Source organism: Sorangium sp. So ce426, from assembly GCF_051475585.1.
Taxonomy (GTDB): Bacteria; Myxococcota_A; Polyangia; order Polyangiales; family Polyangiaceae; genus Sorangium; species Sorangium cellulosum_B.
Genome location: NZ_CP150341.1, coordinates 2,965,963 through 2,989,437, shown reverse-complemented (window position 1 = coordinate 2,989,437; position 23,475 = coordinate 2,965,963). Strand labels below are relative to the sequence as shown.

19 protein-coding genes and 2 tRNA genes are annotated in these 23,475 nt (G+C 72.7%); 5 read left to right on the top strand and 16 right to left on the bottom strand.

All coding sequences use genetic code 11. The features are described 5' to 3' along the window. Positions 1 to 7: 7 nt before the first annotated feature. The 14 genes from WMF44_RS11445 to WMF44_RS11380 all read right to left on the bottom strand — a co-directional run bounded on the left by WMF44_RS11445 (position 8) and on the right by WMF44_RS11380 (position 13,949). Positions 8 to 1,612, bottom strand: a complete 1,605-nt coding sequence (locus tag WMF44_RS11445; protein ID WP_437299159.1) for a hypothetical protein — start codon at positions 1,610 to 1,612, stop codon at positions 8 to 10. A gap of 7 nt (positions 1,613 to 1,619) precedes the next feature. Beyond that, positions 1,620 to 2,339 (bottom strand): phage baseplate assembly protein V, encoded by a 720-nt coding sequence (locus tag WMF44_RS11440; protein WP_437299158.1) that lies wholly within the window; start codon positions 2,337 to 2,339, stop codon positions 1,620 to 1,622. A gap of 4 nt (positions 2,340 to 2,343) precedes the next feature. Further along, complete coding sequence (locus WMF44_RS11435) at positions 2,344 to 3,405, bottom strand: phage late control D family protein (protein WP_437299157.1); 1,062 nt, start codon at positions 3,403 to 3,405, stop codon at positions 2,344 to 2,346. A 6-nt stretch (positions 3,406 to 3,411) separates the two neighbouring features. Next, positions 3,412 to 3,576 carry a hypothetical protein gene (locus WMF44_RS11430; RefSeq protein WP_437299156.1) on the bottom strand — a complete coding sequence of 55 codons (165 nt, stop codon included), beginning with the start codon at positions 3,574 to 3,576 and terminating at the stop codon, positions 3,412 to 3,414. Between the two features lie 13 nt (positions 3,577 to 3,589). Beyond that, entirely contained in the window at positions 3,590 to 4,360 is a 771-nt protein-coding gene (locus tag WMF44_RS11425) for a CIS tube protein (RefSeq protein WP_437299155.1), read from the bottom strand. Between the two features lie 4 nt (positions 4,361 to 4,364). Next, positions 4,365 to 4,868 carry a phage tail protein gene (locus WMF44_RS11420; RefSeq protein WP_437299154.1) on the bottom strand — a complete coding sequence of 168 codons (504 nt, stop codon included), beginning with the start codon at positions 4,866 to 4,868 and terminating at the stop codon, positions 4,365 to 4,367. 4 nt (positions 4,869 to 4,872) lie between these two features. Next, positions 4,873 to 7,479, bottom strand: coding sequence for a hypothetical protein (locus tag WMF44_RS11415; RefSeq protein ID WP_437299153.1), 2,607 nt, complete (start codon positions 7,477 to 7,479; stop codon positions 4,873 to 4,875). 91 nt (positions 7,480 to 7,570) lie between these two features. After that, on the bottom strand, positions 7,571 to 8,023 hold the full coding sequence (locus WMF44_RS11410) for a phage tail protein (RefSeq protein WP_437299152.1): 453 nt from the start codon (positions 8,021 to 8,023) through the stop codon (positions 7,571 to 7,573). Positions 8,024 to 8,053: 30 nt separating this feature from the next. After that, positions 8,054 to 9,937: a phage tail sheath family protein gene (locus tag WMF44_RS11405; RefSeq protein WP_437299151.1), complete on the bottom strand. Its 1,884-nt coding sequence runs from the start codon at positions 9,935 to 9,937 to the stop codon at positions 8,054 to 8,056. Between the two features lie 27 nt (positions 9,938 to 9,964). Next, entirely contained in the window at positions 9,965 to 10,864 is a 900-nt protein-coding gene (locus WMF44_RS11400) for a hypothetical protein (protein ID WP_437299150.1), read from the bottom strand. Beyond that, positions 10,861 to 11,454: a DUF4255 domain-containing protein gene (locus WMF44_RS11395; RefSeq protein ID WP_437299149.1), complete on the bottom strand. Its 594-nt coding sequence runs from the start codon at positions 11,452 to 11,454 to the stop codon at positions 10,861 to 10,863. The genes WMF44_RS11400 and WMF44_RS11395 overlap by 4 nt, the downstream gene beginning before the upstream one ends. Before the next feature lie 612 nt (positions 11,455 to 12,066). Further along, a tRNA-Arg gene (locus WMF44_RS11390) sits at positions 12,067 to 12,139 on the bottom strand. Positions 12,140 to 12,316: 177 nt separating this feature from the next. Continuing rightward, the gene (locus WMF44_RS11385; protein ID WP_437299148.1) at positions 12,317 to 13,384 is read right to left on the bottom strand and encodes a hypothetical protein; all 1,068 of its coding nucleotides are present in this window, start codon (positions 13,382 to 13,384) and stop codon (positions 12,317 to 12,319) included. Between the two features lie 157 nt (positions 13,385 to 13,541). Next, positions 13,542 to 13,949 (bottom strand): VOC family protein, encoded by a 408-nt coding sequence (locus tag WMF44_RS11380; protein WP_437299147.1) that lies wholly within the window; start codon positions 13,947 to 13,949, stop codon positions 13,542 to 13,544. A 206-nt stretch (positions 13,950 to 14,155) separates the two neighbouring features. Between WMF44_RS11380 and WMF44_RS11375 the strand changes: the two genes are divergently transcribed. Both WMF44_RS11375 and WMF44_RS11370 read left to right on the top strand, forming a co-directional pair. Beyond that, positions 14,156 to 14,229 (top strand) — tRNA-Pro (locus WMF44_RS11375). Positions 14,230 to 14,367: 138 nt separating this feature from the next. After that, positions 14,368 to 14,958, top strand: coding sequence for a serine protease (locus WMF44_RS11370; protein ID WP_437299146.1), 591 nt, complete (start codon positions 14,368 to 14,370; stop codon positions 14,956 to 14,958). Between the two features lie 51 nt (positions 14,959 to 15,009). On the opposite strand, the gene WMF44_RS11365 is transcribed toward WMF44_RS11370, so the two are convergent. Together WMF44_RS11365 and WMF44_RS11360 are read right to left on the bottom strand one after the other, a co-directional pair. Then, complete coding sequence (locus tag WMF44_RS11365) at positions 15,010 to 15,804, bottom strand: MXAN_2562 family outer membrane beta-barrel protein (protein ID WP_437299145.1); 795 nt, start codon at positions 15,802 to 15,804, stop codon at positions 15,010 to 15,012. Beyond that, positions 15,801 to 17,021, bottom strand: coding sequence for a hypothetical protein (locus tag WMF44_RS11360; RefSeq protein WP_437299144.1), 1,221 nt, complete (start codon positions 17,019 to 17,021; stop codon positions 15,801 to 15,803). The genes WMF44_RS11365 and WMF44_RS11360 overlap by 4 nt, the downstream gene beginning before the upstream one ends. Before the next feature lie 365 nt (positions 17,022 to 17,386). On the opposite strand from WMF44_RS11360, the gene WMF44_RS11355 reads away from it, so the two are divergent. From WMF44_RS11355 to WMF44_RS11345, 3 genes are all read left to right on the top strand, one after another. Beyond that, complete coding sequence (locus WMF44_RS11355; RefSeq protein WP_437299143.1) at positions 17,387 to 20,998, top strand: HEAT repeat domain-containing protein; 3,612 nt, start codon at positions 17,387 to 17,389, stop codon at positions 20,996 to 20,998. Between the two features lie 304 nt (positions 20,999 to 21,302). Continuing rightward, positions 21,303 to 22,730: a DUF6600 domain-containing protein gene (locus tag WMF44_RS11350; protein ID WP_437299142.1), complete on the top strand. Its 1,428-nt coding sequence runs from the start codon at positions 21,303 to 21,305 to the stop codon at positions 22,728 to 22,730. Between the two features lie 45 nt (positions 22,731 to 22,775). Next, entirely contained in the window at positions 22,776 to 23,402 is a 627-nt protein-coding gene (locus WMF44_RS11345) for a hypothetical protein (RefSeq protein ID WP_437299141.1), read from the top strand. Positions 23,403 to 23,475 lie beyond the last annotated feature (73 nt).

The following is a 23,475-nucleotide window of genomic DNA, read 5'->3' as shown; positions in this document are numbered from 1 at the left end:
ACCGTCGTCACTTTCTCTTGATGATGGGGAAACAGAAGCGCAGCAGCGGGAGCCACCAGAACACGAAGTTCAGGAGGATCATGAAGATCATCAGCACGATGAAGGCGCACAGCGTGATGATCGGGATCGAGAACGAGCAGATCTCGCCGAGCGTGAAGGGCTCCTCGGAGCCCGCTTTGCCGTCGAGGAGACCCTTCATGTTCGACGCCTGGCTCATCTGCTTGCGGAGCTGATCGGACAGGAGGAATGCCACGCCCTTCCTGAACTTTCGCAGCCCCTTGAGCGACGTGTCGACAGGCAACGCGATGCGCACGGCCCGCGCCGGCGCGTCGGGATCGAAGAAGGGCGCGATGGTGAACTCCGCCGATCGCGCGCTCACGAGGTCGGGGTGCGGGGGCCGGCACCTCGTCCGCCGGTACACGCAACGGAGGACGTAACGCGCTTCGCCGTCGTCGAGCTGCGGCAGCTCCATGGCCCCGGGGCGCGCCGGATCGCCCCCGGCGGGCGCCGGCGCCGGCGTGGCCGCGAGGTGCTCCTTGATCGCCTCGTCGAGCGCGCGCGCGAAGGTATACACATCGAGCGCGACGTTCCGGAGGTTCACGGTGATCGAGCTCGTGCCCTCGCCCTCTCCGGTGATCTCCGCCCATTGCGAGAGCGCCTGCGCGAGCTTGTCGCGCACCCCGGTCGCGGGAAGCAGGTCGTAGAGCGCCCGGGCCTTCGGGGCCGTGGAGGGCGGTCGTGAGGCGCCCATCACCGAGGGCGCGTACCTCGTGAGCAGGTCGGCGAGGTCGAGGAGAAAGAAGCGCGTGACCTCCTGCTCCATGCGCTCCTCGGCGTGCCGCTCGGCGGGGGTTTGCGCGAGCAGCGTCCGCGGGGTGACGAGCGCCTGGAGCCCGCCGATGACGCGCGCCCGCGCCTCGACGAGCTCGGGGTCCGTGAAGGGCGGCTCGGGGACGCCGGGATGCGGCGCGCCCGGCGCCGGCGCGGCCTCCTCCGGGAACACCTCGGGCACGGCCTCGCGCGTCGCCACGAACGTCTCGCGGCTCGAGGTCGGGATGAGCCCCGCCCACAGCCTCCGCGTGCGCCCGTTCTCGGTGAAGGGCACCATGAACAGCGGCAGGAGCTGCTCCCCCTCGGCCACCTCGCCGAGCTTCGCGTCGCCCGCGATCGGCGACCACGTGTGGCGCTTCTGCGCGTCGGTCACCCAGGCCATCTCGCGGGCGTCGCTCTTGCGGAGCCGCCGGAGCACGAACCACGCCTCCTCGCCCTTCGCCGGGTCGACGCCGTGATCGGGGAGCCCCGGCGTGTGGCACACGAGGCTCGCGATCACGAGGTTGAAATGCCCGTGCACGGGTTGATAGAGCCGGAGCGCGGCGGGCGTGGGGGGCCAGTCCCCCGGCGCCCCGGGCGGCCTGGCGCGGTAGGTCTTCTTCGTGGCGATCTTGCCGGCGAGATCCGCGGGGCGCTTCGCGAGGAGCGCCGTGAGATCGTCCATGAAATCGTCGGAGTCGAAGCGCAGGAGATCGGGGGCCGCGATGACCCCGGGCGCCACCGCGCGGCCTCGCCACAGGGGCGCCGCGGTCACCCAGCCGATCTCGTGCTTCGTCGTCACGCGCGCCTCACCAGATGTTCCCCGCGCCGGGCGTGTACGACGCGCTCACGGTGGCGTTGGTGATGTTCGTGTCGGACTGCACAACCCCGCTGAACTTCGACATCCCTGCGTTGACGTTCACCATCCCCGCGGTCACGTCCATCTTGGCCCCCGCGTTGATCGTGAGCTTGCTGGCCGTGAGGGTGACCCCGCTCGCCTCCATCTTGAGGGTGTTCCCGTTTGCGTCCGCGATCTCGACGGTGCCTGGGCCGTCGCGCATCGTGAGCTTGCAGCCGCCGGGGGTCTCGAGGATGAGCTTCTCCTGCCCGTCGGTGTCATCCATGGTGACCTTCACCCCGTTGCGCGAGCGGAGCACCTTGAGCGGGTTCTTCCCCGCGCCATCCATCGACTCGGGCGGGCCGTCCTTTCCGTTCCAGAGCCCGCCGATCACGTAAGGCCTGCGCGGGTCGCCGCCCTCGAAGGCCACGAGCACCTCGTCGTCGAGGTCGGGGATCCACCACGCCCCCCGCTGCTTCCCCGCGCCCATCGCCGCGATGCGCGCCCATGCCTCGTAGCCGTCGCTCCCCGACGGATCCGGCGACCACGGGAGCGCGACCTTGACCCGCCCCTTGCCCGCTGGGTCCTTGATGTCGCGCACCTGCGCGGGGTAGACGCCGTACCACCGACCGCCCAGCCCCGAGGGGATGCGCTCATCGATCGTCGACTCCAGAGGGTCACGTTGCGACATCGGTCTATGGCCTCCCAATCCCAGCGCGCTCGGCGCGAAACTCCACCCTGAGCCCGCCCTCGTCGAAGAGCCATCGCACCTCGGCGAGGTGGTAGGTGCCGCTGAACAGGGCCCCGAGGCCATCGAGCTTCACCCTCGCCCCCGCGCGGAGCTGCGCGTCGGGCGCGGCCACCCCCTCGCCGACGACGAAGCGCCTCGCGCCATGGCGGAAGTGCGCCTCGGCGCGCGCCTGGGTCTCCCCGTCGCTCCAGGTCACCCCATGCGCGACGACCTCCTTGCGCTCCGAGAGCTTCGCGCGCAGCACGCTCGCGCCGCTCTCGTCGTTCCCGAGCTCGGCCTGGATGGCGCTGTCGGTTGCCTCGTACGAGAGCGCCCGCTTGTCCTCCGGATCCCACCCGGTCGCCTTCACCGCGGTCCGCTGGTGCGCGAGATCGGCCGTCACTTTGAACGACCGGAGCGCCGCCCCATAACTCAGCTCCACGGGGCTCGACGACGCGCGCGCGCGCGACCTCGCCCGCAGCGTTCGCCCGTCGACGTGGAGCTCGGCGTCGATCGCGCGGGCGCGCCCCTGCAAGAACGCGAGATCGCTCTGGTTGACCTGCGCGAGCACCTTGTGGGTGGGCCCCTGGAGCTGCACGTCGGGCTGCAGCCCGTGGTCCTGCGCGACGCGCTGGAACACGGCGTCGTCGCTCATGTGCTCGAACACCCGCGAACGGCGGGTCATGCGGAGGTCCTGCAGCCTGTCGTCGGCGAGCACGATGATCTCGGGCGCCGAGCCCTCGGGGAAATGCCCCTCCAGCGCCATGATCCGCCCGTCGAAGACGGTGTCGGTCCCGTAGCGCACCTGCATCCCTTTGCCGAAGTCGAGCGTGCGGCGATCGAAATACAGAAAGTCCTTCGTCTGATCCTTCGTGCCCCAGTTGCCGAACGTGGCCTCGCAGCGCGAGGGGCCGCCGGCCTCCTCGATGATCGAGAGCGCGATGAGCCCCCGGCCGAGCTCCACCTCCTCGCTCCCCTCGATGAGGAACGTCGGCCGAGCGTCCTTGATCGTCGCAGGCGCGTTCATGGCGGCTCAGTACGCCCTCACGCGCAGCGCCCGCCGCGCTTGCCAGACGAGCGCTCGCCGCAGCTCGTTCGGGTCGACGGGGGGCGGCTTCCCGGGCGGCGCCGCCTGTGACGTCGGCGCGGGCGCGGCAGGCGCGGGGGCGACCTCGAACTCCTTGATGACGACCGACATCAGCGCTCCCTCCTCAACGCCTCAGCCCCACGCGCGGAGGCTGCGGTAACGGCGGCTGCGATACCGCGATCGACGGCGGCTGCACCGAAGGCACACGCACGTTCAGGTCGAGGAGCGTCCCTGGCGCAAGGCTCCTGGGGTTCTCGATCTTGTTGGCCGCGGCGATCGACTGCCAGTCGTTGCCCTTGCCCTTCGCGGCCGCCATCTGTTGCACGGACCCGTTGCTCGGCGCCGCGTCGAGCGGCTTCTGACCGAGGTTGGGCGCGCCCGGGGGCGCCGACGCCGCCTTCGCGCTGCCGAACGCGAACTTCGTGATCCGTTGCTGCGACAGGGTGAAGGTCACGCTCGCCCGGAGCGGCCGCCCGTCGTTGGAGAAGAACTCCAGCGACTCTTCGAGCGACTCCATGATCCCGTCGTATTGAAAGGTGCCCCACCCGAAGCGCGCCTTCGGGGGCACGAACTTGTTCTTGTCGCTCTTGTCCTGCTCGGGCGTGATGAAGGCCGCGACCTTCTCGGTCAGCTTGCGCACGTCGTCGACGCCGTCGGAGCGCACGGTCACGTCGAACCAGAGCTGCACGGCGAGCTTCGTCGTCCCCGCGCCGACGAACTGCTGCGGGTCCTTCTCGCTCTGGTTGCCGCCGCCCTGGGGCTGGGCGATCTGGTTGGCGAAGCTCACCTTGAGGCTCTCGGGGTTGAACTGGACGACGACCCGCTCGCCCTGCTCCTTGCCCGACGTGTCGACAGCGACGAGGAAAGCCTTCTCGAGCACCACAGGCGCTGGCATCGTCTCAACCTCCCTGCCCTGGCGGCCGGAGCCGCAGGGACTCGTACGCGAGCTGGAACTCCTCGATGGCGACCATCCCGTCGCGCGCGTTGAGCGGCGGCGCCTTGAGCTTCACCGGCACGCAGCGCGACAGCTCCCACGACGCGCTCACGGCCCGCTGGGCCTCTGGGCTCGCGGTCTGTCCGGCGGCGTAGAGCACGACCACCGCGTCGGCGCGGAGCCCGGGGCTCTCGACCAGCTTGTCGAACCACGTCCACAGGTCGAAGTTCGCGGTCATCCCGCGCTTGAGGGTGAGCGTGCCGAAACCCATCGGGCCCGTGAGGCGCACCTGCCGACCATTGTCGCCGCCCTGGCGGATGGTCTTCACGTCCATGGTCATCTCGAGCCCGTCGCACTCCGCGAACGCCGCGTTGCATACGCGCGGCACCGTGCCCGGCACCGAGATCTCGATGGCGAAGGCGAAGCCCATGAAGGGCCGCGCAACCTGGTCGGTCTCGCGCTCGGCCATGGCGTCAGCGCACCTCCGCGACCGCGGTGACGTCGCCGCGCTGCGTGAGCCGTACGGTGATGAAGCTCAGGGGGATCGACGGCGCGACCTTGAGCTCGATCACGAAGCGCCCTTGATTGACCGCCGACGGCGGGTTGAGCGCCGTGTCCGCCCGCACCTGGTACGCGGCCTCGGGGCTCCGCCCCGCGAAGGCTCCGGCGCGAAAGAGCTCGGAGAACAGGCGCTCGAACGAGCCGATCACCTCTCGGCGGAAGAAGTCGTCGTGCGGCTCGAACACGTACTCCGCGCCCTTCTGGAGCGCCACGCGGCGCAGGAAGCAGAGGAGCCTCCGGGCGGTCACCGACACGAGGTCGGGGTCGTCGGAGAGCGTGTCCGCGCCGAGCGCCACGAACCCGCGCGCCTCCTGGCGCAGGACGTTGACCCGCGCGTCGAGGAGGGCCTCCCACCGCGACGGGGAGAGCGCGGGCGAGAGGGCCACCACGTCGGCCAGGGCCTCGTTCGCGGGGGAGATCCACGCTCCCCGGCGGATCGCGCGCGAGGCCAGCACGCCGGCCGCGGCGCCGTCGGGCGGCGCGCGCCGGGCGTTCCCCCGGTGCGTGGGCTCGAGCACGACGGGCCAGGGGTGGACGAGCATGCCGTAGCTGAGCGCTTCGGGGGGGAGCCCGGCGCGGTCGGCGGGGTCGTCGTAGGAGCGCAGCCGCGCCGCGTGCGCGATCGCCTCCGCCTCGCGGAAGCGCTCGGGCAACGAGAGCACCGCCAGCAGGTCGCCGCGCGCCGCGCACATCCTCAGGAGCACGCGCTGCACCCGCGCGAGCGCGTCCGCCCCGTCGTCGGCGTCGCTCAGGAGCGCGCGTTCGGGGGTCGTCACCCTCACCGAGACGATGCTGGACCAGCGCCCTGCGACGCCGTCGACCACGGCCCGCACCTGGTAATGCCACAGGCCCGGCGAGCGCCCGAACACGGGGAGAACGCGCACGTCGGCTGTCGCGTCGCCCCCCGCGCCGGGGCCTTCGTACAGGACGATCGGGTCGTGGAGGCGGATCTCCCCGCTCCCACGCTCGAGCGAGGTGCTCTCCCGCACCACGTACGTCGCTCCATCGGTATGCGTCCAGCGCAGGGTGAACGCGCGCGCGCCGACGGGGAGCGCGACCGGACCTTCCGGCGGGTCCTCGCGCGGCTCGACCGTGAAATTCCGTGGGGCGGCGGGCCCGCGATCGGACGGGCCGAACGCGCCGGCGGGGGCCTCTTCAGGGGGGCATCGCGGCGGGGTCGGCCATCGGCTTTCGTCGCAGCCGCAGCGCGCGACAACGCGCGGCTCGCTGGGGGTCGCGACGTCGAAGCCGAGCGCGAGGTCGACGGGCGCGGAAGCGGCTTCCCAGCCGCGGTGAGCCGCGTCGGGGGCCGCGATCAGCGTCACCTCGTCGATCGCCCAGACCGCGTGCACGCCCTGGAACGGCGCGCCCTGCGAGCGGTCGTGCGCGCGGAGCACGTGTTCGGCCTCGATCGCCACCTGGTGGGGCAGGAGGTCCGCGAGGCCCTGAGCGACGAAGACGGCGGCGTCGAAGCGCGCGAGGCCATCGCGGGTGAGCGCCGGTGCGGCGTGCTCGAGGGGGGCGCCGTACGTAGGCCACGGCCCCATGGCGAGGGGGAGGGCGGCCGTGTCCGTCGCGCCGGCATCACACGGGCGGCGCGATGCGAGCGGGAACCTCGGCGCGAGGAGCTCGCGGCGAAAGGCGGTATGATGCTCGAAAGGCCACGGGTCATCCCGCTGGAGCAGGTCGAGATCGCGCGGGAGCGCCTCCCACCACCGCGGGTGCGCGCGGTGGAACCCGAGGCCGCCGAGCCGGAAGCGCTCCTCGCCTTCGATGCGCACCCTGAGCTCCATCTCGATGCGGTCGATGCGCACCGCGGCGCCGGGTGGGAGCGCCGCCGGGGCGCCGGAGGGGGTGGTTGTCGTGGGCGCGTCGCCGCTCGCGGTCGCGAGGCGGGTGAGCCACCGGGCGGGCGTGGCGCCCACGATCTCGATCCTGCGCGAGCCCCTGGAAGCGCGGCCGTCTTCCTCGATGCGATCCACGAACAGCCACGCTTCCCAGCTCGACGTGGCGCCGGGCCAGTGCGAGACGGTGACGCGCACGAGGTCGCCCGGCGAGACGCCCGAGGCCGCGTCGACGACGAGCGCGAGGCGGGGCGTGGAGGCGGCGAGGGCAGCGAGCCACGAGGCCGTCCCCGGGGCATAGGCGGGGTCCGGGCGCAGCGCGGTGGCCTCGAGCGATGCGCCCACGACCGCCCGGTCGGACCAGCTCCCAGGCGACCGCGCCTGGAGGGTGATCCCCGGGCCCGCGGGGTTGTTCATGTCGATGAGCCCCGGCACCGCGAACTGGTTGGTCGTGGCCTGAGCGCCTGTGACGCGCACCACCCAGCAGCGCTGGCCCCCGTTGCGGAAGAAGTCGCGCACGGCCGCGCCGAGGCGTGAGGTCACCACCTCGCCGCGACGGCCGTCCCACGCGAGCTCGAGATCGTCGCCGAACACGTCGGCGAAGCGCCGCGGGTCTTCGATGAGCACGGGGAGGTCGCACGGCCCCGACGCCGCGAAGCCCACGAACGCCGCCACGTCCATGCGCGGTAACGCGCCCGGGCGGGGAGGCGGCGCTTCGAATCGTACGCCGGGCAGACGTCGGGGCGCGCGGGAGCTCATCCTCGGGTCAGGACTCCAGCACGAGCTGTTCGTAGGCGAGGGTCATCTCTTCCATCGCCACATCGCCGCCCTTCGCGTTGAAGGGCCCCGAGACGTACTTGATGATCCTGGCGTTCTTGAGGGTCCAGGTCATCACGGTCTCGTGGGCCTCGTTCTGGAGGCTGATGGTGATCGACGGGCGGACGGCCTCCTTGTCGCCGCGGCGCACCTGCTCGACCCAGTCGTAGAACGACCGGTACCCCACGATGCCGCGCTTGAGGGTCACGTCCGTGGCCTTGTTGAGGCCAGTGTACTTCCGGACGTTGTTTTCCTTGTCGTTGCCCGCGCGGTACTCGGCCACGGCGAACTCGGTGCCGAGGTTGCTCACCTCCTGGAACGCGGCGTCAGGCCCGTCGGTGCCCGTGCCGAGGTCCACGAGGAAGTTGAACTGCATGTACGGTCGTTCACGCTGCACTGGCATGGATCTCACTCCCTCCGTTGCGAGCTGGCATCAGACCTTGCGGTCGCCCGTCCACTGCCCGATGCGAAAGATCACGAACTCCGCGGGCCTGAGCGGCGCCACGCCGATGAGGCACACGAGCCGCCCGTTATCGAGGTCGTTCTGCGTCATGGTCGACCGGTCGCACTTCACGAAGAACGCGCGCTCGGGCCGGTCGCCGAGCAGCGCGCCGTTCTGGTACTCGTTGAAGAGGAAGTCCTCGATGGTGCGCCGCACGTTGGCCCAGAGCCGCTCGCCGTTCGGCTCGAACACGGCCCACTGCGTGCCCTTGTCGATCGAGTGCTCGAGGTAGGCGAAGTAGCGCCGGAGGTTGACGTACTTCCACTCCGGGTCCGAGCTGATCGTGCGAGCGCCCCAGAGCCGGTTGCCGCGGCCCTCGAAGAAGCGAAAGCAGTTGACGCCCTCGGGGTTGAGCACGTCCTGCTGGCTCTTGTTGAGGGTGACCTCGAAGCCGAGCGCGAGGCGAACCACCTCGTTGGCGGGGGCCTTGTACACGGCGCGCTCGACGTCGTTGCGCGCGTAGATGCCCGTGACGAACCCGCTCGGCGGGAGCGCGATGGGCGCCCGCGTGATCGGGTCGAGCACCTTGACCCAGGGGTAGTAGAGCGCTGCGTAGGTCGAGTCGAAGCGGGCCCTGTACGCGCGCACGGCGCCGATCGCCTGGTTGTTCATGCTGTCGAGCACGGCGATGCGGTAGCGCATCGTCGCCGCGTGGGTGACCAGGTGGCCCGCGATGGTCGCGGCGACGTCCGAGTCGGTGCCGAACGAGGACCCCGGCGCTGCCACGATGGAGATGTCGTCCAGGTCCTCGAACTGCTTGAGCCCCGTCTTGCGCGCGTTGGCGGGGTTCTCGGCGCCTTCGTACTCTCCCGGCTCGGGCAGCGCGCCGTCGTTGCCGCCCTCGAGGGTGACCTCGAGCGCGCCGTGGTCGGCAAGCGCGTCGACGTACGTGGTCACCGAGGTGGCCGCCGCCAGCGCGGAGGAGAGGCCGAGGTTGCTGTTGATCAGGGCCTCGGTGAGGCCGACGCCGTGATCGAGCCCGTCCCCTGCGGTGATGACGATGGGAATCGCGCGCAGCGGCGACGGGTCGTCGAGATCGAAGCCGAAGCGCGAGGTGATCGCGTCTCGGGCCCCGTCACGCTGGTGCGAGGGGTCGAGGGCGAGGCCGTCCCAGGTCTCGTCGGCCCCGGGGCCGTACGACACCTGGACGCTGACGGTGACCAGGCGCACGTCGCTCGCCGCGGTCAGCGACGTGAGCAGGATCTCGCCAGGCCCGCGCTCGCCGTCGCGCGTGAAGGCCCAGACCCCGTCGGCGCTGCGGCGGGCGATATAGAAGGGGCTCTGGCCCGGGGAGAGGGGCGCATTGGCGTCCTGCCACAGGAGCACCACGTCGCGGTCGGTCGCGCCGCGCAGGCGCGCGTCGGCGCCGCTGCCGGTGCGCACGTTCTGCCCGGCGCGCAGCGTGAGGCGAACGCGGACGTTGCCGCCCGATCCTGGGTACCGCGCGCGGATGGTGAGATCGTCGTCGACGGGGCTGCCCGCGGCGAGGGTGGCATGCGCGATGCCGTCGTCGGTCGCGGACCTGGGCCTGAAGATGCGGGAGATGTAAAGGCGCCGGCCGCCCTCTGCGAAGAACGCCCTCGCCGCGTGCCAGAGGAAGTTGTGCCGCTCGGCACTGCCAAAGTCGAGCTTCTGGCCGTCGCCGTAGATGCGCTCGAACTCGCCCAGGCTGGTGACGATCTCGGGGACGAGGTCGAGCGGCCCATAACGCGAGGGGCCGACGAAGCCCGCGGTCGAGGTGCTCACGCCCTCGATCGACTTCGACCGGAACGATGTCTCTTCGACATAGACACCGGGTGACAGGTACTCGGGCATCTATTCTTCTCCCTCGTCGATGAATGGTCAGATCACGGTTCGAATCCAGAGCCGCCCGTCGGAGGCGCCTTCGGTGCGCAGCACCTGCTCGTCCCTGTGGCGTAACTCGAAGTCTCTCAAGGGCTCCTCGGGGCTCAGCCGGAGGAGCGCCGTGGTCGGCGGCTGCGCGAACACCGCGGCGAGCTCGGGCGCGTCGCCGCGGCGCGCGCCGGCGGCCGGCGGCGCGTAGCGGACCACCACCTCGATGTTCCAGCGCCATTCGGATGGGCTCGCGCCCGCCGAAGGCGACCCGAGCGGCGATCCCGACGACACGACGAGCGTGTCGGGATACGGGAAGATCACGGCCACGCGGCCGCGCTCGTCCGACATGCCGCGCCCAACGAGGCGCCCCGAGGCGAACACCTCGACGAGGGCGCTGGCCGCGGGCTCATCGCCGTCGACCGCGAGCTCGGCGCGCACCACCGCGAGCGCGCGCACCGGGCGCGAGGGCGCGACCGGCAGCGGGATCACCCCGGGCGGCGCTCCCGCGGAGAGGGCGCGCGCCTCGGCCGCGAGCCCCGCCGCCGCAGGCCAGTCATAGAGCCCTCGCACGGGCAGCGTGACGCGCAGCCGCACGGGCAAGAAGCGCCTGGCGGTGTCGCGCACCTCGACGACGAACGGCCTGCGCGGGGAGAGCGCGGGGTCGGCGCCCGACGCCACCGCCTCCCAGTACCTCGCGTCGCCCGCGCCTCGCTCGAACGCAGCCATGAGGGCGAGATCGTGGAGGGCCCACACCCCCGAAGCATTCACGCTGGCGGACCGAGGGCGCGAGGGCAGCGACTCGGGCCACGCGGAGACGGCGAGCCCGTCGCGCACGAGATCGCGATTCACGTCGTCCCAGAAGCGCAGGCCGAGCGGGGCGACGCGGGTCATCACGTCGGCCGTCACGGCGACACCTGCGGCCCTGCGACGAACTCCCTGGTTTGGACCGGGCCGTGCCGCGATTCGGTCTCGGTCGTCTCGATGGGCACCGCGCGCGCGACATAGGCCGCCGACGTCTGCATGCTCGCCTTGGCGACCTCCCAGACGTTCACGTGGTCCTGGAGGGTCAGCGGCTCGAACGTGACCTGCACCTCTTCGTCTTCATGAAACGGAGCTGCGGTGGTGCCGTAATGGTGGTTCAGCACTGCAGCGCGGAGCGGGCCGAGGTCTTCGAGCTGCCGCATCACCCACACGAGCAGGGCGCTCTGCTCCCTCGCGTCGCGCCCCCAGGCCGTCACGAGGTAATGGAAGTCGATCGGCAGCGGCGCGCGGAATCGCTGCCCCTGGGCGTTGGTGCGTGCCTGAAAGTTGTGCCGAGACGGGCTGACAGACACGCGGTAGAGATACACCGTCGCGCCCTGCGCCGGCGGGGTGCGGAGGTCACGCACGAATGTGAATGGCGCACGCTGAAACGTCTCGGAGCTCTGGAGGGCTGCGCCCTCGAGGAGCTTCGCGAGCGTCTCGCCGATCGCGGCTGCAGCGTGGTGCGTAGCCAAACCAGCCCCCCCGTCCAGAGAAAGGACTACCCCCTCGGCGAGGCCTCACGAGGACCTCGCACACCCACTCAGAGCTGTCCGCAATGTAACGTGGGGGGCGCGCTTGGTGTCAACCAGTAAATCGTCAGGACGGACACCGGTGAGTCGATGACGATGACATCCGCCACCCCGATCGGGTCAGCGGCTCCGCAATCGCAATCGCAATCGCATACACTATTGCCCGACGGTGACGGCCACATCGTTTGCGACGAGCAATCCGCTCACGATACGAACGACGCGATCGACTCGAGCGACGAACACCGGTGAAAGCGCGCGTTCGGTGCGCGGCCGCAGGCGCAGCTCGTCGGGCCGCCCCTGGCTTGCTCCGCCGGCGCGGAGGCGGCGGCGACACGCGCTCGAGCAGCCACGGCGGCGCGGTGCACCTCGCCGGCCGGGTCCTCCGATGCGTAGCGATTCCCGCCGGGCCCGCGAGGAGAGCTACGGCGGGCAGCGAAGGCGCCGCGCCGCTGGAAGGAGCACCGCACCGCCGCGGCGGTCCATGGGCCGATCGAGCAACCCACAATCGGCCCATGGCACGCGGGCTCGTTCTCGTAAGTGCCCGAAATCCTTCGGCACCCCCGGCAAGAATTGAACTTGCGACCTTCGGTTTAGGAAACCGCTGCTCTATCCACTGAGCTACGGGGGCAGGGGCAACAGCCGCTACGGGCGCCGGACCCTGGCACACCTCGCCTCACGCATCAAGCCAGATCCCCAGCCACGCCCTCGTCCAGCCCGCTCTTCCGCCGCGCCCCACCGGCCCGCGCTCCTCCGGCGGCCACCATCCCGCGCTCTTCCGCTTTCCGCCGCCCTCCGCGCGCCACGATCACTTCCACACCTCGCCCCAGAGCGCCGCCCCGATCGCCAGCGCGCCCGCGCCCCGCATCAGCCCTGCCCGCAGCGCCGCCACGGCGCGCTCGCGGTTCCCCCGCACCACCCGGGCGATCTGCTGCGCCCCCCGGTAGGCGTGGGTCGGCCTCACCACCTCGACCTGCACCTCGTCCCCGAGGCCGAGATCGATCCTCTCCCCCGTCCCCTTCCCCCCGGACCACGCAGCGCTCCCCGCTGCGCCGTCGTCTCCCGCCGCCATGACCCCCGTCGCCCCCGCCTCGATCTCCTCTGCGATCCGCTCCGCGACCTCGTCCCCCGCCCCGCTCCGCTCCCGCGGCAGCTTCAGCACCCTCGCGATGTCCATCGCGTCCAGCGCGCACAGCCCCGCCACCACGGCGAACCCCATCGCCGCCACGAGGCGCCCCAGGTCGGGCGCCGCCGCCCCCGCCAGCCCCGACCCCAGCTGGAGCGCGACCGCGATCACCGCCGCCGTGGCCGCCCACACCGCACGCCGATCCGAGAGCGCCACGATCGAGCCGGCGCGCGCCCGCCCGACGCGATTCGCCGCAATCAGCACCACCGCGAGCGCCGGAACGAACGGCAGCGCGAACACGGCGCCGAACGCCGCGCCGACGATCATCCCTGCCGGCCCCGCCACGAGCCCGATGGTCATCCCGTTCACGACGCCGGCCACCACGATGGCCCACAGCGCCAGCACGCCCGCCACGAACGGCCCTCGCCGGGTCCACTTCCCCGGCGCGTCGACCCACGGCAGGCCGTCCGCCGGCGCATCGCCCGCGCCGAACGCCATCGATCCATCGCCCGCGCCGAACGCCATCGATCCATCGCCCGCGCCGAACGCCATCGATCCATCGCCCCAGACGCCTCCGATCCGCGGCGTCAGGTAGTGGCCCAGCAGCGCCGCGACGATCGGGGTCACACCCGCGAGCAGGAAGCGGGGCACGAGCTCGTCCATCTCCAGAACGTCGGCCGTGATCCAGCCGCCCACGAGCCCGATCGCCCCGCAGGGAAACACGAGCGGCACGGGCGCATCGGGCGACATGGAATCGGACGTTGAACGCGGCATATCGAAACCCTCCGGCTCGTTCGTTCCCCTTCGACGCGCAGGCCCTCGAGCAGCTTCCAGGTCCCTGGCGCGCCGCCCGACCTTCCATCATCTCACCACGGCGCTCCACGCGCACTGCACACGGTGCGCGCCATCAGCCCGGCTCCGCCTGCGGGTGCGGGTAGTGGCTGAGCGCCACCAGGTTCCCGTCGGGATCGCGCGCGTACATCGTGTAGGCGCTCTCCCGCTCGACGACCGCGCCGCCCGCGGCCAGCCGGCGGCGCCACGCCTCCCGCTCGGACGGCGCGATCCCCAGGGCGACGCAGTGCCAGCCTGGCGCCTCGTCCGCGCGCATCGGCCCGGCGGCGCCCGCCCGCTCCACGGCCAGAAAGGCGCCGCCCCCGAGCTCGAGCCACACCGACCGAGGCGCTCCGGCCTCGTCCGTCCAGCGCCGCACCACCGGCAATCCGAGGACGCCCGCGTAGAACGCCTCGGCCCGCACCAGGTCGCGCACGACCACGGCCAGGTGATGGACCGACAGAGACGCGACCGTCCCGCTCATACTGCGCCCTCATTTCAGCGCCTTTCATGCGGCGACGCACCTGGAAAGCCACGCGGACGCCACGCGGCCGACGCCTCGCCGACGCCGGGCGCTCGATCGGCCAGCGCCGGGCGCTCGACGCGGTCGACGCGGCTGACCATCGATGCGACCTGTCTTGCCCCGGCAGGGCGCCTCGTCTATGGTCCCGCTCGCGGACGCGCTCTGCCCGGGGAGTCGCACAGTCCGGTAGTGCACGAGCTTTGGGTGCTCGTTGTCGCGGGTTCAAATCCCGCCTCCCCGACCCTCTCCGACGATCCTCGCCCCTCGCGAGCCGGGCGGCCCCGGCCCTGCGGCTCAGCTGGATCGCCGCTCGCGTCGCCATCGCACCCGCCGCGCATCGAACTTGGCCTCCTCGGGTCCGCTGCGCATAGTCCCGCCGATGTCGACGCCCGTAAGACTCCTGCTCGGCGCATGTCTCTCCCTGTCCGTCGTCGCAGGGTGCGGCGGGCCGCAGACGGCCGCCCCGGCGGCGGCTCCGGCGCCGCGCGCGCAGAGCGCGGCGCCGCCCAAGCAGGCGGTGCCCGCCGGGCAGCTCGCCCGCGCCGACGTCGACCGGGTGCTGCTGGCGGGGCCGCCCTGGATCCTGCGGCGCGTGCCGGTCGAGGAGGTCGTCCGGGCGGGCGCGTTCATCGGCTGGAAGATCCTCGCGCTGCCCGCGGACTGGAGCAACATCGAGCTCAAGACCGGCGACATCGTCACCCAGGTCAACGGCGCGACCCTGGAGCGCCCGGACGACCTGTTCGCGGCCTATCGCGCCCTGGCCAGCGCCAGCGAGCTCAAGATCACGTACGAGCGCGAGGGCGCCGCGCGCGAGCTCGTCGTGCCGATCTTCGGGGCCCCGACCAAGGAGACCGTCGAGGCCTTCGCGAGCGACAGCCCCCCGCGCCGCGCGACGACCGCCCGGCCGCGGGGAACGACGGTGATCGAGGAAGACGACGGCGGCGCGCCGCTCGAAGGCAGCGCGCCGTGAAGCGCGTACCGGCGCCGCGCGCCGCGCGCGTCCATCGCGCGGCGCCGCGCCTCACATGTCGAAGGCGAGCCCCAGGACCCACGTCGAGGTGCCGACGTGCATCTGCGGGCGCGAGCCCAGCCCGTCGAGGTTCGCGAACATCCACTCGCCGAACAGGTACGTGTGGTTGATGCCCGTCGTCTCATCGAGCTGGGAGGCCGAGCGGCGGTCCAGCCAGTTGAGCGCGAGCATCCCGCCGAACGCGAGGTGTGTGCCCCACGTGATGCCCTCGCCCCGGACGCCAGCGGGCTCCGGCGTGACAGGGCCCGACGTCGACGTCCATAACCCCATCCCCAGGCCCACCTTCGCGTAAGGCACGATCGGAACGCCCGTCTTGCGCATCAGCTCGTCGGCGCGCAGGACGGCGGACAGGTGCATCGGCATGATGGTGAGCGAGGTCTCCTCTGCATCGGCCCTGTCGTCGCTGCCCGCCACGAAGGCCTTCGCCGACGCCGACGTGTACCCCCATCCGATCCCTGGACCGATCACGCCGACGTACGGGATCCGGAGCGGCAGCCAGTCGACCTCGACCCCGAAATAGAAATTCTGGCCGTCGCCGAAGGTCTTGTCGTAGGGGCCCGCGCCGGAGAACTCCTCGTCGACCTCGGGAGAGTACGGGGCGAAGCGGAGCTCGAACGCGAAGCTCTGAGGAGACGCATAGCGCTCCTCTCGCTGGATCCTCGAGCGATCGTGCTGCCGCCAGTCGCCCATCCCGGGGCTCGTCTGGGCGCCGGCGACGGATGCGGCGAGGAGCGCCGCGCTGCCGGCGAGGCAGGCGGCCGCCAGATGACGGAGATGACAGCTCATTCGCTCTCCTGCGTGAAGGAACGCGCGTGCGCGTGCGCGTGGCGTCGACGGCGACGGCTCCTGCGCAACAACCCGAGCGCCGCGCCGGCCGCGACGGCGGCGAGCGGCGCAGCGGCCCACCGGCCCGCCCCCACCGGCCCTTCGATGCTGCAGAAGCCCCCACCGGCTTGCCCGCCGGCGTCCCGGTACTGCTCGAAGAACCCGTCGACGTCGGTCGCGGTCGCACAGGAGATCGCCGACAGCGGCCCGGCATTGCCCACCTGGTCATAGGCCGCGACGCCGACGACATACGACCTGCCGTTGACGATGTTCTCCGTGGCCTCGCCGCGGCTGCCCCTCCCCACGCTGCCGCACCGCTGCGCGGAGTCCGGGATCTCCCCCGGCACCAGGAGCGACGACTGGCAGCCGGAGCTGCCGCCGCTCGTCGTTCCGCCGCCGGCCCCCGCCGCGCCGCCGCCTCCGCCGGCTGCCCCGCCGCCGGCTCCCGCCGCGCCGTCGCCTCCGCCGGCTGCCCCTGCCCCGCTCGCGTCAGGCGAGGGCTGCCCGCCGTCGTCGCAGTAGAGATAGTAGCCGAGCACTTCATCGGCCTCGTTCTGCGTGTAATCGACGAGGATACGCCCATCGCCGGAGTGCGCTTGCACGTTCGTCGGCGGCTTCGGGCCCTGGAGGTCCACCTTGGTCTGCTCCCATGTCGCGAACTCCGGCTCGCTGTCGTCCGCGGAGGAGAGCCGCAGGAAGTACACGATCATCTTGACCGCCTCGGTGCTCCCCCGCGACGTGACCTCGCAGTCGTTGGCGCCGAGGAGCTCCTTCGCGATCTCCTTTGCCGGCAGCGTGACGACCACCGTGTCATCCACGCCGGGCGTCACCGGGAGCCGCTTGCAGTAATCGCCGGGCTGGCGATTCTCGGCCTGGGTGCAATCCGTCGACTCGGTGACCCACACCTCGAGGCTGTCGCTGCTCGTCGGGTTGGTCAGCGTGAGCGTGAGCTCCAGATCGTTGCCGGTGACGCAGTCCTCATGGCTGATCCAGAGGGGGTTCTGCGCGTCCGGGCGAGTGACCTTGGTGCGCACCACCTGGCTGCTGATGGTCACCGTCGCGCCGGCCTGTCGCGCGCCTCCGGCGAGCGCCGCCGCCGCGAGGGCCACCGCGCACAGCCGGGGGAGATGCCGCCGCCCTCGCGGCCGGAGCCGGACGGGATACCTTGTCGTGTCCATGGGCGCGTCCTTTCAGCACAGCTCGTACCACGCCGCAAATGCCCCGCACAGCCCTTCGAACGGCGCGGAAATCGTTCGTGCGCCCGCGTGCGCCCGCGCCGGATGCCGCGTCGAAAGCGCCCTCGGAGGGCCCCCCGCGGTCCCGTCGGAGGCGTCCTTGGAGGCGTCCTCGACGCCCCACCTCGGAGGCTCGGAGGCGCGCCGCATGACGAGCTGGCCAGGGTCGCCGTCCATTCCTGACAAGTTGGCATCGGCGCCGCGGAGCAGCAGGGTGAGCGGACCGCCGCGCAGCGCCATGGGCCGGCGGACGGGCTGCGTGGCCCGAAACACGCGCTCTTCGAGAGAGCTCGGCTAGCTTGAGGCAGGTGGATTCGACCGACGCCGCTCCCCCGCAGCCGGGCTCGAAGGCAGGGCCGAGCGCGAAGGAGCGCGCGACGGCGCCGGAGCCGGCGCGCGCCGGGCAGCCCGGCCAGCCCAGCGCGCGCCCGGAAGGCGCGCCCGCGTCCCCCGCGTCCGGCGCCGCCCCGTCGGTGCGCCCGACCTCCAGCCGGCCCAGCCGGCTGGCGCCGAGCGGCGCCGCCCCTGACGCCCACACCGCCGTCCTCGGCGTCCCCCTCACCCGCGTCGAGCTGCACCGGACCGCGCTGCTCTTCTGCCTGCTCTTCCTCGCCGCCCTCCTCTTCGTCGTCGGCCGCTCCGCGCGCGACGCGCTCTTCCTCACCAGGTTCCCCGTCACCTGGATCGCGCCGATGTGGATCGTCTACGGCGTCGCCTCCGCCGTCGCCGCGCTCGCGTACGACCGCGTCGCCCGCCGCCTGCCGCGCGCCCGGCTGTGCGTCGCCTTCGCCCTCTTCGGCGCCGCCACGTTCGCGCTGCTGCGCGTCCTCATCGGCCAGGAGGTGCGCGGCGCGATCCTGGTCTTCTACATCTGGTCCGAGATCATCGCGAACTTCACCGCCGTGCTCGTCTGGGCCGTCGCCCAGGACCTGCACGACCCGCGCAGCGCCAAGCGCCTCTTCGGCCTGATCGGCAGCGGGCGCGTCGTAGGCACCGTCGCCTGCGGCTTCGCGACGGGCGCCGTCGTCCGGTGGATCGGCACCGAGAACCTCCTGTTCGTGCTCATCGCGGCGCTCCTCGCCATGGCCGCGCTGACGACCGCGCTCGCGCGGCGCTACCCGCTCGCGCGCCCCCCGTCCGGCGACGAGGAGCTCCTCCAGGCCCGCCTTCCGCGCATGGACGTGTGGCGATCGCGCTACGCCCTCACCCTCGCGCTGCTGACCTTCCTCCTCTTCACGGTCCTCACGATCGGCGACTACCAGTTCAAGGCGATCGCCCTCACGGCCTACCCCCACGTCGACGACCTCACCCGGTTCATGGGGTTCCTCTACGGCGCCGTCGGCGTGGTCGGCCTCCTCGTGCAGCTCGTCGCGACCCCCCGGGTCCTCCGGCGCCACGGCGTGCTCGGCGGGCTGCTCGCCATGCCGGCCGCGTTCACCGCGAGCACCGTCGCGCTGCTCGCGGCGCCGTCGCTCGCCTGGGGCGCGATCCTCAAGCTGAGCGACAACGCGCTGCAGCTCACGATCTACGACGCGACGATGCAGCTCCTGTTCTTCCCGTTCCAGCCGGCGCTGCGGGAGAAGGTGCGGACGCTCGTCTCCACGATCGCCAAGCCCCTCGGCTACGGGCTCGGCGCGCTGATCCTGCTCGCCGTGGCGCCCACCGCCGCGACGGGCGCCGCGCTCGTCGAGGAGGCCGCGTGGATCGGCGTCTACTCCCTCCCGCTCTGCGTCGCGTCCATCGCCCTCCTGCCGCTCGTGCGGCGCGGCTACTTCGACGCCATGCGCCGGACCTTGATGCGCCGCCAGATCGAGCCGGACAGCGTCGCGTACGGCCCCCAGACGCGCGCGATCCTCAAGGAGGCGCTCTACAGCCGCGCCATGGTGCAGGTGCTCTTCGCGGTCGACCAGCTCCAGCAGCTCGACCCGACCCTCGTGCGCGAGGCCGTGCCCGCGCTCGCGCGCCACGGCTCGGCCAGGGTGCGCGCGCTCGCGGTGCGCCTCGCGGCCGAGCTCGAGCACGAGGAGGGCGCGAGCATCGCGCGCGCGGCGATCCACGACCGGAACACCGACGTCCGCGTCGCCGCCGTCGAAGCGCTCGCCGCGCTGCTGCGGGAGGACGCCCACGACGAGCTGCTCGCGCTCGCGCGGGAGGGCGCCGCGCCCCGCGCCGCCGCGGACGCGCCCGGCGGCGAGGCGCTCCGGGCCGCCGCGATCGCCGCGCTCCTGCGCTACTGCGGCCTCGACGGCATGCTCGAGGGCGCGCCGCGGCTGCGCGCGCTGCTCGACAGCCCGTCGCCCCGCGATCGCGCCGCCGCCGCCCGGATCCTCGGCCTTGTCGGCCACGCGTCGCTCCAGCGCGCCCTCGCGCGACTCATCGGCGATCCCGACCCCGCGGTGCGGCGCGCGGCCGTGCGCTCCTCGTCGAGCGTCGCCGACCCGCGCCTGCTCCCCCTGCTCGCGGACGCGCTCGCCGAGCGCGCCCTCGCGCCGGCCGCGGCCCGGGCCATCGAGGCGCTCGGCGACGACGCCATCCCCGAGCTCGCGGCGCGCCTCGGCGACGACGGCACCCCGCGGGCCGTGCGGCTCGCGATCCCGCGGGTGCTCGCGCGGCTCTGCAGCCACGACGCGCTCGACGTGCTGCTCGCCCGGATCGACCACCCGAACGAGGCCCTCCGCCAGAAGGTGCTCGCGTCGGCGTCGCGCCTGCGCCTCGCGCTGCGCGCGCCGCCGGCGCCTCTGCGCGTGATCCGCGCCCGCATCGACGACGAGACGGTGGAGCACGTCCGCACGCGCGAGGCGTACATCGCGGTGCGCCCCCGCGTCGCCGGGGCGCTGCTCGATCAGCACCTGCTCCGCCGGCTGCGGAAGGGGCTCATCCGCGTGCTCCGGCTGTGCGAGCTCGCCTACCCGCGCGAGGTCGTCGCCCTCGTGCGCAACCACGTCTTCGGCCCGGATCCCGCGCTGCGGGCCAACGCGTTCGAGGTGCTGGAGTCGCTCCTCGACCGCCCGCTGCGCGAGCGCCTCGTCTCCCTCGTCGAGCGGCTGCTCGAGCTGTCCGCGGCGTTCCCCGGGAGGCCCGTGCCGCCGGAGGCCGGGGTCATCTCCTGGATCCGCCACGAGATCGTGCGCGGCGACCCCTACAGCGCCGCGCTCGCGCTCGATGCCGTCGCCCGGAGCTCCATCTCCGGCGCCGCCGGGGACGCGCTCGCCGCGACCTACGATCCGGACCCGCTGGTCCGCGAGGCGGCCGCCATCGCGGTCGCCGTCACGTCGCCGCCGGGCGCCCGCGAGCGGCTGGACGCGCTGCGGGCCGATGAGGATCCCGCGGTGGCCCGTTACGCACGATACTGGGCGGTCACCGGCGGCACCGGCATCGACCCCGAGGACGAGATGTACACGACGATCGAGAAGGTCCTGTTCCTGCAGCGCGTCCCGCTCTTCTCCCGCGTGGCCGGCGACGATCTTGTGGCGCTGGCGCGCGGCTCGCTCGTCGTGTCGCTGGCCCGGGGCGACGTCATCTTCCGCCAGGGCGAGCCTGGCGGCGCGCTCTACTCGATCATCTCGGGCGAGGTGAGCCTCACGCTGGACGGCCGCGAGATCGCGCGCCTCGGCGCGAACGACGTGTTCGGCGAGATGTCGCTCTTCGACAGCGAGCCAAGGGCCTCGACCGCGGTGGTGACCGAGGACGCGGAGCTGCTCCGGGTCTCCGCCGAGGATTTCCACGAGGCGGTGCGGGAGACGGCCGAGATCGCGGACGCCGTGATCCGGGTGCTGAACCGGCGCCTGCGCGAGGCCGACCGCAGGCTGGCCGACGCGCACGCGCGGCTGTCGCTCCTTCCGAGGCCGCCGGCGCTGCCCGGGAGAGCGCCGCCTCCGGGGGACGAGACGCCGGCGCTCGACGACAGCGACCTCGATTGAGGAGCGCCGACGCCTCAACCTCGGTCGGGTGCGCCCGCCCGTGCCTCAACCTCGGTCGGGTGCCCGGGTGCCCGTCCCTCAACCTCGGTCGGGTGCCGGTGCCCGTCCTCAACCTCGGTCGGGTGCCCGTCCTCAACCTCGGTCGGGTGCCCGTCCCTCAACCTCGGTCGGGCACGCCAGCGCGGCGCTCCGGAACGTGGCCTGCAATGTGCAACGTCGGCCGCGCAGGGACGTCTGAAGAGATCCGAGGGCGCCCGAGGCCAGCCCGACCTCTCCCTGGCACCCCCCTCCAGAAGGACCCATCATGCTGCCGATGCCTTTCCCGCTGTCCGCTTCCCCCTTGCGCCCTGCCCCCGCGGCGCCGGGCATCCCCGGGGCCCGGCTCCGCCGGCTCGGCGGCGCCCTGCCGCTGCTCGCCGCGCTCATCGCCGCGCCCGCGAGCGCCGCCGCCCAGCCCCCGTCGGTCCAGGTCGACGTCCACGTGAACGCCGAGATCGAGGCGGACGAGTACGAAGACACCGACCCGAGCGCCCTGGTCGAGTTCCAGCAGCCGCTCGCCGCGTACGGCACCTGGATCGACACCCCGGGCTACGGCACGGTCTGGGTGCCCTCCGCGGTCGTGGTCGGCCCGGATTTCGCGCCCTACCAGACCGCGGGCCACTGGGCGCTGACCGACGACGGCGAGTGGCTCTGGGTCAGCGACTACGCGTGGGGCCACATCCCCTTCCACTATGGCCGCTGGGTCTGGATCTCCTCCCACGGCTGGGCCTGGATCCCGGGGCGCACGTACGCCCCGGCGTGGGTCGTCTGGCGCGTCGGTGACGCCGGCTACGTCGGCTGGGCCCCGATGCCGCCCACCTACTATTGGAGCAGCGGCGTCGCTGTCTCGCTGTGGACCGTTCCCCCCGCGGCGTACGTCTTCTGCCCGACGACGCACGTGTTCCATCGCCACGTCCACACGCACGTCGTCCGCGATCGCGAGGTCGTCCGGCGCGTCGCCGCGCACTCGCACACCTACAGGCCGGCGCGGCCGACCGCGAGCAGACCCGGGCGCGCCGACGTCCGCCCGCGCGGCGATGGGGGCGCGGGCCGCTCGAGCCCGCCCCACGGCATCCGTCCTGGCGGCTACCGCCCGGCGTCGCCGTCGCTCGTGGAGGCCGGTGTTCCCTCCTCGGCCGCCCCGAGGCACCGCGACAGGCCGGATCCTCGCGCCCTCGCTTATTCGCGCAGGAGCACGACGCCGAGCGCGCGCCTCGCGCCCCCTCCGGCGCGCCGTCCGGCGTCGCCCGCGGGCGACGACCGTCGCGCGGCGCCGGCGCTGCGCACGCCGCTGCATCCGCGGAGGACACCCGGCGGCGACGCGCCGGCCCCGATCGCCAGGCCCGGCCTCCCCGCGCGGGGCGTCTCCGACGCGGGCGCGCTGCACCGCGCAGGCGCGAGCCCATCGCACCGGCCCTCGCGGCCGGCGGTCACGCCGCCGTCGCCCGCCCCTGCCCCGGAGCCGCCGGCGGCCCCGGCGCCGCGCGCCGCCACGCGTGCGCTCCCGCACCGATCGCCGTCGGCCACGGCGCCGCGACCGCTGCCGCAGGCGACGCCGGCGCCGCAGCCGATCGCGAAGCCGCGCGCGCTCCCGAGCGCGCCGTCGTCCCCGCCGCGCCCCAGGATCCACCTTCCGTCAGGTCCGGCTCCGGGGAAGACCGCGCCGCCGTCCGGTCGCCCGCGGTCGAGGTAGCGCTTGGTCCACGTCTTGCGACGTCCACGAGCAGGAGCAGATCCGATGACTCTTTTCGCTGACTTTGTGAAGCGTCGTTCACTGGGGCTGTGGTCGTTCCTTCTCGTCGCCGCGCCCCTCGCCTCGGCCGGCTGCATCATCGTCGACGAGGACGGCGACCACGATGACCATCACGCCCACGACGACTGGGACGACGGCGACGACGACACCGTTCCCCCGCCGCCCGCGGACGACGTGCGGCGCGTCGCCATCGACACGGACGCCACCCTGAGCACCGAGCCGGGCGAGGGCGTCGGCATCTTCGTCGAGTACACGGAGGGCGGGACGTGGACGCTCTGGACGACCTGCGACACCAACACCTCCAAGGTCGTCTGCAGCTTCGATCTCTATGCCTCGGTCGACACGGCGTCCGAGCTCATCGATCTGGCGGGGATCGAGATCGAGAAGACGGACGCGACGCGCCTCGTCGACATCGGCGTCGCGTATTTCCACGCCGAGACAGGCTCGGACATCGACGCGATGACGTTTGCCACCACCCCGGGCGCCATCGTCCGGCTGGAGGCCTACCTCGACGGGGCGGAGGAGCCCCGCTTCGTCTACTGGTTCGGCGACGGCGTCCTGCACGAGGGCGCGCCCAGCAGCCCGATCGACTTCGAGCCGACCGTGCCCTGAGGGCGCGATCCTGCCGCCCGCTCCCCCCGCCGCCCGCGCGGCGGGAGGAGCGCCCGGCCAGGGCGCGCGCCGC

Coding starts and splice junctions, on each gene's coding strand:
- WMF44_RS11440 (WP_437299158.1), bottom strand. CDS start 2,339: ATGTCGCAACGTGACCCTCTGGAGTCGACGATCGATGAGCGCATCCCC.
- WMF44_RS11435 (WP_437299157.1), bottom strand. CDS start 3,405: ATGAACGCGCCTGCGACGATCAAGGACGCTCGGCCGACGTTCCTCATC.
- WMF44_RS11430 (WP_437299156.1), bottom strand. CDS start 3,576: ATGTCGGTCGTCATCAAGGAGTTCGAGGTCGCCCCCGCGCCTGCCGCG.
- WMF44_RS11425 (WP_437299155.1), bottom strand. CDS start 4,360: ATGCCAGCGCCTGTGGTGCTCGAGAAGGCTTTCCTCGTCGCTGTCGAC.
- WMF44_RS11420 (WP_437299154.1), bottom strand. CDS start 4,868: ATGGCCGAGCGCGAGACCGACCAGGTTGCGCGGCCCTTCATGGGCTTC.
- WMF44_RS11410 (WP_437299152.1), bottom strand. CDS start 8,023: ATGCCAGTGCAGCGTGAACGACCGTACATGCAGTTCAACTTCCTCGTG.
- WMF44_RS11405 (WP_437299151.1), bottom strand. CDS start 9,937: ATGCCCGAGTACCTGTCACCCGGTGTCTATGTCGAAGAGACATCGTTC.
- WMF44_RS11385 (WP_437299148.1), bottom strand. CDS start 13,384: ATGTCGCCCGATGCGCCCGTGCCGCTCGTGTTTCCCTGCGGGGCGATC.
- WMF44_RS11380 (WP_437299147.1), bottom strand. CDS start 13,949: ATGAGCGGGACGGTCGCGTCTCTGTCGGTCCATCACCTGGCCGTGGTC.
- WMF44_RS11370 (WP_437299146.1), top strand. CDS start 14,368: ATGTCGACGCCCGTAAGACTCCTGCTCGGCGCATGTCTCTCCCTGTCC.
- WMF44_RS11365 (WP_437299145.1), bottom strand. CDS start 15,804: ATGAGCTGTCATCTCCGTCATCTGGCGGCCGCCTGCCTCGCCGGCAGC.
- WMF44_RS11360 (WP_437299144.1), bottom strand. CDS start 17,021: ATGGACACGACAAGGTATCCCGTCCGGCTCCGGCCGCGAGGGCGGCGG.
- WMF44_RS11350 (WP_437299142.1), top strand. CDS start 21,303: ATGCTGCCGATGCCTTTCCCGCTGTCCGCTTCCCCCTTGCGCCCTGCC.
- WMF44_RS11345 (WP_437299141.1), top strand. CDS start 22,776: ATGACTCTTTTCGCTGACTTTGTGAAGCGTCGTTCACTGGGGCTGTGG.